Below are 6947 nucleotides of genomic sequence, written 5' to 3'. Positions count from 1 at the left end.
TCTGCGGTCCGCCCCCGCACGCGCGGACCGTCCAGTCGCCGCCCGGAGCCGTCCATGAGCCGCTACGTCGCCCCGCTGGGCTTCACCCTCGCCGCCGTCTGGGTGGCCGTCGTCTTCGTCCTCGCCGGCGGCGCCGCGCACTGACCACCGGCGACGGCACGCACCGACCGTCGGCACGCACCGACCGCCTGCGACGGCGCGGACCGACCGCCGGCACGCACCGACCGCCGCGCCGTCGCCGGCCGTCGGGGCGCGCCCGGCCGCCGGCCACCCCGCACCCGTGCGTCAGAGCATCCGCGAGGACCACAGCAGGTTGAGGGCCCCCGCGCAGAGTGCCAGCAGCAGGGCCACCCCCGCGTACCACTGGGTGACCTCGCGGGGCTCCGTGCGGAACCCGATCGAGCTGCCCATGTCCTGGTAGACCTGCTTCAGCTCGCTCACCGACGCCGCCTCGTAGAAGTAGCCCTCGGTGGCCTCGGCCAGGTCGGCCAGGGCCAGCCGGTCCACCGGCACCCGTTGCAGCTGGCCGCCGATGTCCACCTGCCCGGAGTCGGTGCCGAAGGCGATGGTGGAGACCGGCACGTTCGCCGCCTGCGCCGCGGCGGCCGCCTCCTCCACCGACCGGCCCGAGGTGCGGTACCCGTCGGAGAGCAGCACGATGCGGGCCGGCGGGATCCCCGCCGCGCCGTCGGCCGGCACCGACCGGATCGCCTCCAGGCAGGTGAAGACCGCCTCGCCCGTCGCCGTCGCCTCGGCCAGCACCAGCCCGTCGATCGCGGCGGTCACCGCGTCCCGGTCCTTGCCCGGCGGCACCAGCACGTTCGCCGACTTGGCGAACGAGACCAGCCCCAGGTTGTAGCTCTCCGGCAGCTCGCCGACGAACTGCTTGGCCGCCTCCTGCGCCGCCTCCAGCCGGTTCGGCGCCACGTCGTCGGCCTGCATGGACAGCGACACGTCGATGGCGAGCATCACGGTCGCCCGTTCCAACGGCTCCCGGGTGTCGACCGACGGCCGGGCCAGCGCGGTCGCCAGCACCAGCAGGCAGAGCAGGAACGCCGTCGCCGGCACGTGCCGCCGCCAGCCCAGCCCCTTCGGCGCCAGGGTGCGCAGCAGGTCCACGTTGGTGAACCGCATCGCGTACGCCCGGCGGTGCAGCTGCCGCCAGACGTAGAGCGCGGCGAGGGCGAGCACCGGCAGCACGGCCAGCAGCCACCACGGTTGCAGAAAGCGGATCATCGTGTCGTCCCCCTGGTGCGCGCGTGCCGCTGCGCGGCCACGAAACGCACCATGTCGAGCAGCCAGTCTCGGTCCGTACGCAGTCGCAGGTGGGCCGCGCCGGCGCCGCGCAGCGCCGCGGAGATCTCCGCCCGCTGGGCGGCCGCCGCCTCGGCGTAGCGGTGGCGCAGCCGCGGGTCGGCGGTCTGCACCTCGTGCAGCTCGCCGGTCTCCGGGTCGACCACCGGCAGCACCCCGACGTCGGGCAGCTCCAGCTCCCGGGGATCGACCACCTCGATCGCCACCACGTCGTGCCGGACGCGCAGCTTACGCAGCGGCCGGGACCACCGCTGCGGCGGGGCGAGGAAGTCGGAGATGACCACCGCCACGCCCCGGCGGCGGGGCGGCCGGTTGAGCATGTCGACAAGCGTGCCCAGGTCGCTGCGCCCGGGGCGGATCTCGGTGCCGGCGATCGCCCGCAGCAGCGCGTGAGCCTCCTTGCGGCCGGAGCGCGCGGGCAGCCGGGTGTAGACGTCCGGGCCGGCGACCGGCGGCGCGGCGCGCCACCGGCGGGCCGGCGCGCTCGTGCCGCCGCCGCTGCCGATCACCGCGCCGATCCGGTTGCCGCCCCGGACGGTCAGGTGGGCCAGCGCCGCCGCGGCGGCCACCACGACGTCGCGCTTGAGCCACCGGCCGGTGCCGAAGTCCAGGCTCGCCGAGAGGTCCACCGCCAGCCACGTCTCCAGCTCCCGGTCGGCCACCGTACGCCGGACGTGCGGCATCGTCGTGCGGGCGGTGACCGGCCAGTCCATCCGGCGTACGTCGTCGCCGGGGCGGTACTCCCGGGACTCCCCCGCCTCGCTGCCCGGCCCGGGCAGCAGGCCGGCGTAGTCGCCCTGGAGCAGGCCGTCGAGCTTGCGGGTGACCATCAGTTGCAGCCGCGACAGGACGGCCTCGGTGCGGTCGGAGGGGACGTCGGCAGGCCGACGGGCGGGTGAGGTCACGGACGCTGCCCGGGCCAACCGGCGCCGGGCGGCGCGGAGGTCGGCATGGGTGCGGGGGTGGCCTGCTGCCGGGGCGCGACCGAGGGCAGCGGGATGGTGGACATCACCCGGTGCACCACGTGGTCGGCGGGCACGTCGTCGGCGAGCGCGTCGTAGCTGAGCACGAGCCGGTGGCGCAGGATGTCCGGCGCGATGTCCTGCACGTCCTGCGGCAGGGCGTAGTCCCGGCCGCGCAGCAGTGCCAGCGCGCGGGTGGCCCGGACCAGGCCGAGCGAGGCGCGCGGGCTCGCGCCGTACTGGATGAGCTGGGCGACGTCCGGCATCCCGTGCTCCGCCGGGGCGCGGGTGGCCAGCACCAGCCGGACCGCGTAGTCGACCAGGGCGTTGTGCACGAAGACCTGGTCCGCCTTGCGTTGCAGGGCGATCAGGTCGGGGGTGGTGAAGACCGGCGCCGGCTGCGGCGGGGCGACCCCCATCCGGTAGACGATCTCCCGCTCCTCGGCGTCGGTCGGGTAACCGACGACGATCTTCATGAGGAAGCGGTCCCGCTGGGCCTCGGGCAGCGGGTAGACCCCCTCCTGCTCGATCGGGTTCTGCGTCGCCATCACCAGGAACGGGTCGGGCACCCGGTGGCTCTCGCCGCCGATGGAGACCTGCCGCTCGCTCATCACCTCCAGCAGCGCCGACTGCACCTTGGCCGGCGCCCGGTTGATCTCGTCGGCGAGCAGGAAGTTGACGAACACCGGGCCCAGTTCGACGTCGAACTTCTCGCTCGACTGCCGGTAGATGCGGGTGCCCATGATGTCGGCGGGCACCAGGTCGGGGGTGAACTGCACCCGGGCGAAGGAGCCGCCGACCACCCTCGCGAGGGTCTCCACCGCGAGGGTCTTCGCGACCCCCGGCACGCCCTCCAGCAGGCAGTGGCCGCGCGCGAGCAGCGCGACGAACATCCGCTCCACCATCCGGTCCTGCCCGACGATCACCCGTTTGATCTCGAACAGCGCCCGCTCGAGCAGGGTCGCGTCCTCGGCCGGCGTGGTCACCGGCTCGGGTGTCTCCGGGCCCGTCCCGTTCGGCGTCGGGGCGTCGGGCGTGGTCGGCTGGGCCACCGGTCCTCCACAGCATGATCGGTTGTCGCGCGGCGTGGTGCGTATCAAGACTCGCATGCCCGGCTGAGTGCCGAGGTGGGGAGAAGCCGATTCTCGCCGCCGCGTCCCCGATGCCGGGTCGCGGGCCCGCCACGCCGTCGGGCGGTACGAAATCCCCGCTCACGGGTGGACAGGGACCGGCCCGGCGCGTGTACCATTCACCCGTCGCCGGGCGGCTCCCCCCGTGGCCGCCCGGCGCTCAAACTTCCGGTGCCGCCACCGCCCCTAGACTGGTCGGGATGAGCAGCCCCCTTCCCGCCGACGAGCCGCTGGTCTGCTCGTCCCGCGGATGTCGTGCCCCCGCCCACTGGGCGCTGAGGTGGAACAATCCCCGGCTGCACGACACCGACCGGCGCAAGACCTGGCTCGCGTGCACCGCGCACCGCACCACCCTCGGCGACTTCCTCGACGCCCGTGGCTTCCTCCGGGAGGTCGTACCGGCGCCCGGATCGCCTACGCTCGAAGGGTGAGCGCGCACAACGGATGTTCCCGGTGAACAGTGACGGGTCCGCCGGCCCGCCGCCGGCGCCACCCCTACCGCCGGCGGGCCCCCTGGAGCCGTGGCCGGACACCGTCCGCTGGCAGTCGATCTCGTCCGACCTGATCTGGGTGGAGCTGATCCGCCTGGCGCTGGTGCTGGTCGTCCTCGCCCTCGGGCTGGGCGTCGGCTGGGCGTTCAGCGGCAGCGGCTTCCTCGGCGCGGCACTCGGCGTGGTGCTGCTCTTCGGCGTCCTGCGGGGCGTGACGATCGTCCGCGCCGTACGGGCCTGGGGCTACGCGGAGCGGGAGGACGACCTGCTGGTCCGGCACGGGCTGCTGGTGCGGCGGCTCTCCATCGTGCCGTACTCGCGGATGCAGTTCGTCGACGTCAGCGCGGGGCCGCTGGAGCGCGCGTTCGAGCTCGCCACCGTGCAGTTGCACACGGCCGCCGCGGCGAGCGACGCCCGGGTGCCCGGGCTGCGCCCGGCGGAGGCGTCCCGGCTGCGCGACCGGCTCACCGCGCTGGGCGAGGACCGGGCGGAGGGCCTGTGAGCGACCCGGCCGCCCGGGGCACGGACCACGCCGGCCCGTCCCCGGCGGAGCCGGGCGTCCCACCGGAGCCGACCGGGCCCGGTGCGCCCCCGCCGCCGACCGGACCCGACGTGCCACCGGAGCCGACCGGACCCGGTGCGCCGCCGGAGGCGGCATGGCGCGACGCCGGGTCCGGCTTCCCGCCCCCGGCGACCGGGCCCGTCCCGCCGGGCCCGGTCCGGTCTGCCGGGGCGCCCGGGGGCGCCGAGCCGCGGCAGCGGCTGCACCCCCTCAGCCCCGCCCTGCACGGCGCCAAGTCCCTGGTCGTGGTGATCGCCGGCCTGTCGTGGTCGACGCTGTCACGGGTCGGCTTCGGCTGGTTCGCGCTGATGGCGGTGGTGCTGGCCCTGGGTGCCACCGTGCTGGCCGTGGTGAGCTGGTACTACACCGGCTACCACGTGGTGGGCCGCGAACTGCGGGTGCACGAGGGTCTCCTCTGGCGACGCACCCGGGCGATCCCGCTGGAGCGGCTCCAGGCCGTCGAGGTGGTCCGTCCGCTGCTCGCCCAGCTCACCGGCCTGGCCGAGCTGCGGCTGGAGGTGGTGGGCGGGGGCAAGACGGAGGCGCCGCTGGCCTACCTGAGCGTCGCCGAGGCGACCGCGCTGCGCCAGCGGCTGCTCGCCCTCGCCGGACGGATCGCGGCCGAGCCGGGCGCGCCGCCAGCGGGAGTGGCCGCGGGACCGGCGGGGACCCCGGCACCACCGCCCGGCCGGCCCCTGCACGCCGTGGCCAACAACGACCTGCTGGTCAGCCAGCTGCTGACCCCGCAGGCGTTCATGATCCCGTTCGGCGTCGCGTTCGTGGTGGCGCAGTTCCTCTCCGAGGACTCCTGGTCGTTCGTCGCGGTGGCGAGCACCCTCACCGCCATGGCCGGCGTGCTGCTGCAACCGGTGCGGCGGGTGCTCGACGACTGGAACTTCCGGCTCGCCCGGGACGAGGGCACGCTGCGGATCCGCAACGGCCTGCTGGAGACCCGCGCGCAGACCGTGCCGCTGGACCGGGTGCAGGCCGTCGGGGTGACCTGGCCGCTGCTGTGGCGGGTCAAGGGCTGGCTGCGGCTGCGCCTGGAGGTGGCCGGCTACTCCGCCGGCGAGGCCGACGAGCGCAACCGGCCGGACCGGCTGCTCCCCGTCGGTGACGTGGCGACCGGCGAGGCGATCGTGGCCGAGGTGCTGCCGGGGGTGCGGCTGGCCGCGCTGCCGCTGAGCCCGCCGCCGACCCGGGCCCGCTGGCTCAACCCGCTGAGCCGGGGCGTGCTCGGCGCCGGGCTCGACGACCGGGTCTTCGCCGTCCGCTCCGGCCTGCTCACCCGGCAGTTGGCGCTCGTGCCGTACGCCCGGATCCAGAGCGTGCGGGTCGTGCAGGGGCCGGCGCAGCGGCGGCTGCGGCTGGCGACGGTGCACGCCGACACCGCCGGCGGCGCCGGCGCGGCCGCCCGGAACCGGGACCTCGCCGAGGCGTGGGCCCTGGCGGCGGAGCTGACGGCCCGCTCGCGCGCGGCCCGCCGGGCGGGCTGACCGCGCCCGTCCGCACGCGGGTTGTTCAGCGGGTGGCCGTGACCGGCGGCGGCTCGGCGGCGGCCGGCGGGTCGGTCGGCTCGGCCTCAGCGTCGGGGTCGGGCTCCGCCGGGGACCGCCGGGCCTTGCGGGCCGCCCACCAGCGCTCCGCCAGGCCGACCACCAGGAAGGCCATCCCGACGTACGCCCAGCCGACGAGCACGTCGATGACGTAGTGCTCGCCGCTGTAGACGAGGGTGAACGTCATCGCCAGCGGGTAGGCCAGCAGCAGCGGCCACCAACGGCGGCGGGTCTGCCGCAGGAAGAACAGCACCACGAAGAGCGCGAACGCGGTGTGCAGCGAGGGCATCGCGGCCACCGGGTTGGAGGCGATCTGCCCGGCGTTGAGCAGGTTGCCGGCGCCGTGCATGCCGAACGCCTTCCAGCCGCGCGTGGAGATCCGCGCGACCTCCTCCAGCAGCCCGTTCTGCGCCGCCCACCAGGGCGGGGCGGCCGGGTAGAGGAAGTAGGTGACCAGGCCGGTGGCGCACAGGAAGCCCCAGCGGCGCATGAAGGCCGCCCACCGCCCCCGGTCCCGCAGCCAGAGCACCGCCGCGGCGGCCAGCGCCACCACGAAGTGCGAGAAGTAGACCCAGCTGACCGCGACGTCCCACCAGTGCACCTCGGGCCGGTAGAGGTGCTCCTGGAGCCAGGTCGTCGGCACCTGCCCGCCCGTCGCCCAGCCGAACATCACCCGGTCGGCGACGATCAGCTCGTACGCGTGCGGGGTGGCACCGTTGTCGGCGAAGCCCCGGGACAGGTTGTAGACGGCGAGCAGCAGCACCACCGGCACCCAGTCCCGCGCGAAGCGCAGATGGCTGCGCCACGGCCGGCTGCTGTTCCAGGCGATCGTCCCCGCCCAGATCCACAGGAACGCGTACGCCGGGTCGGTCGGCAGGCCGATGCCGAGCCAGCCGGCGACGAAGGCGACCCCCCAGAGTGTCATCGCGACC

Annotated in this window: 7 protein-coding genes; 3 read left to right on the top strand and 4 right to left on the bottom strand. The window is 75.4% G+C overall.

Translation table 11 applies throughout. The annotated features are described in order from the left end of the window. Nucleotides 1-285: 285 nt before the first annotated feature. From F6X68_RS28720 to F6X68_RS28710, 3 genes are read right to left on the bottom strand one after another with little or no spacing between them, the layout of a single operon-like run. Complete coding sequence (locus F6X68_RS28720; RefSeq protein WP_151457184.1) at nucleotides 286-1236, bottom strand: VWA domain-containing protein; 951 nt, start codon at nucleotides 1234-1236, stop codon at nucleotides 286-288. Continuing rightward, nucleotides 1233-2237, bottom strand: coding sequence for a DUF58 domain-containing protein (locus F6X68_RS28715; RefSeq protein ID WP_132238734.1), 1005 nt, complete (start codon nucleotides 2235-2237; stop codon nucleotides 1233-1235). Before F6X68_RS28715 ends, F6X68_RS28720 begins: the two co-directional genes overlap by 4 nt. Next, a complete protein-coding gene (locus tag F6X68_RS28710; RefSeq protein ID WP_132238733.1) occupies nucleotides 2216-3328 on the bottom strand; it encodes a MoxR family ATPase in 1113 nt (370 codons plus the stop codon). Before F6X68_RS28710 ends, F6X68_RS28715 begins: the two co-directional genes overlap by 22 nt. Before the next feature lie 278 nt (nucleotides 3329-3606). Here F6X68_RS28710 and F6X68_RS28705 point away from each other — a divergent pair, with 278 nt between their 5' ends. Genes F6X68_RS28705 through F6X68_RS28695 form a run of 3 tightly spaced genes read left to right on the top strand, consistent with a single transcriptional unit; the run spans nucleotide 3607 to nucleotide 5955 of the window. Continuing rightward, nucleotides 3607-3837: a hypothetical protein gene (locus F6X68_RS28705; protein ID WP_151457183.1), complete on the top strand. Its 231-nt coding sequence runs from the start codon at nucleotides 3607-3609 to the stop codon at nucleotides 3835-3837. Nucleotides 3838-3859: 22 nt separating this feature from the next. After that, complete coding sequence (locus F6X68_RS28700) at nucleotides 3860-4399, top strand: PH domain-containing protein (protein WP_225852482.1); 540 nt, start codon at nucleotides 3860-3862, stop codon at nucleotides 4397-4399. Continuing rightward, entirely contained in the window at nucleotides 4396-5955 is a 1560-nt protein-coding gene (locus F6X68_RS28695; RefSeq protein ID WP_370519003.1) for a PH domain-containing protein, read from the top strand. Before F6X68_RS28700 ends, F6X68_RS28695 begins: the two co-directional genes overlap by 4 nt. A gap of 25 nt (nucleotides 5956-5980) precedes the next feature. Here the strand turns inward: F6X68_RS28695 and F6X68_RS28690 are convergent. Continuing rightward, nucleotides 5981-6947 (bottom strand): phosphatase PAP2 family protein (locus tag F6X68_RS28690; protein WP_151457181.1); only part of this gene is annotated, 967 nt, incomplete at its 5' end.

It is taken from the genome of Micromonospora sp. AMSO12t, from assembly GCF_008806585.1.
Classification (GTDB): Bacteria; Actinomycetota; Actinomycetes; order Mycobacteriales; family Micromonosporaceae; genus Micromonospora; species Micromonospora reichwaldensis.
This window is presented reverse-complemented; position numbering and strand designations above follow the sequence as displayed.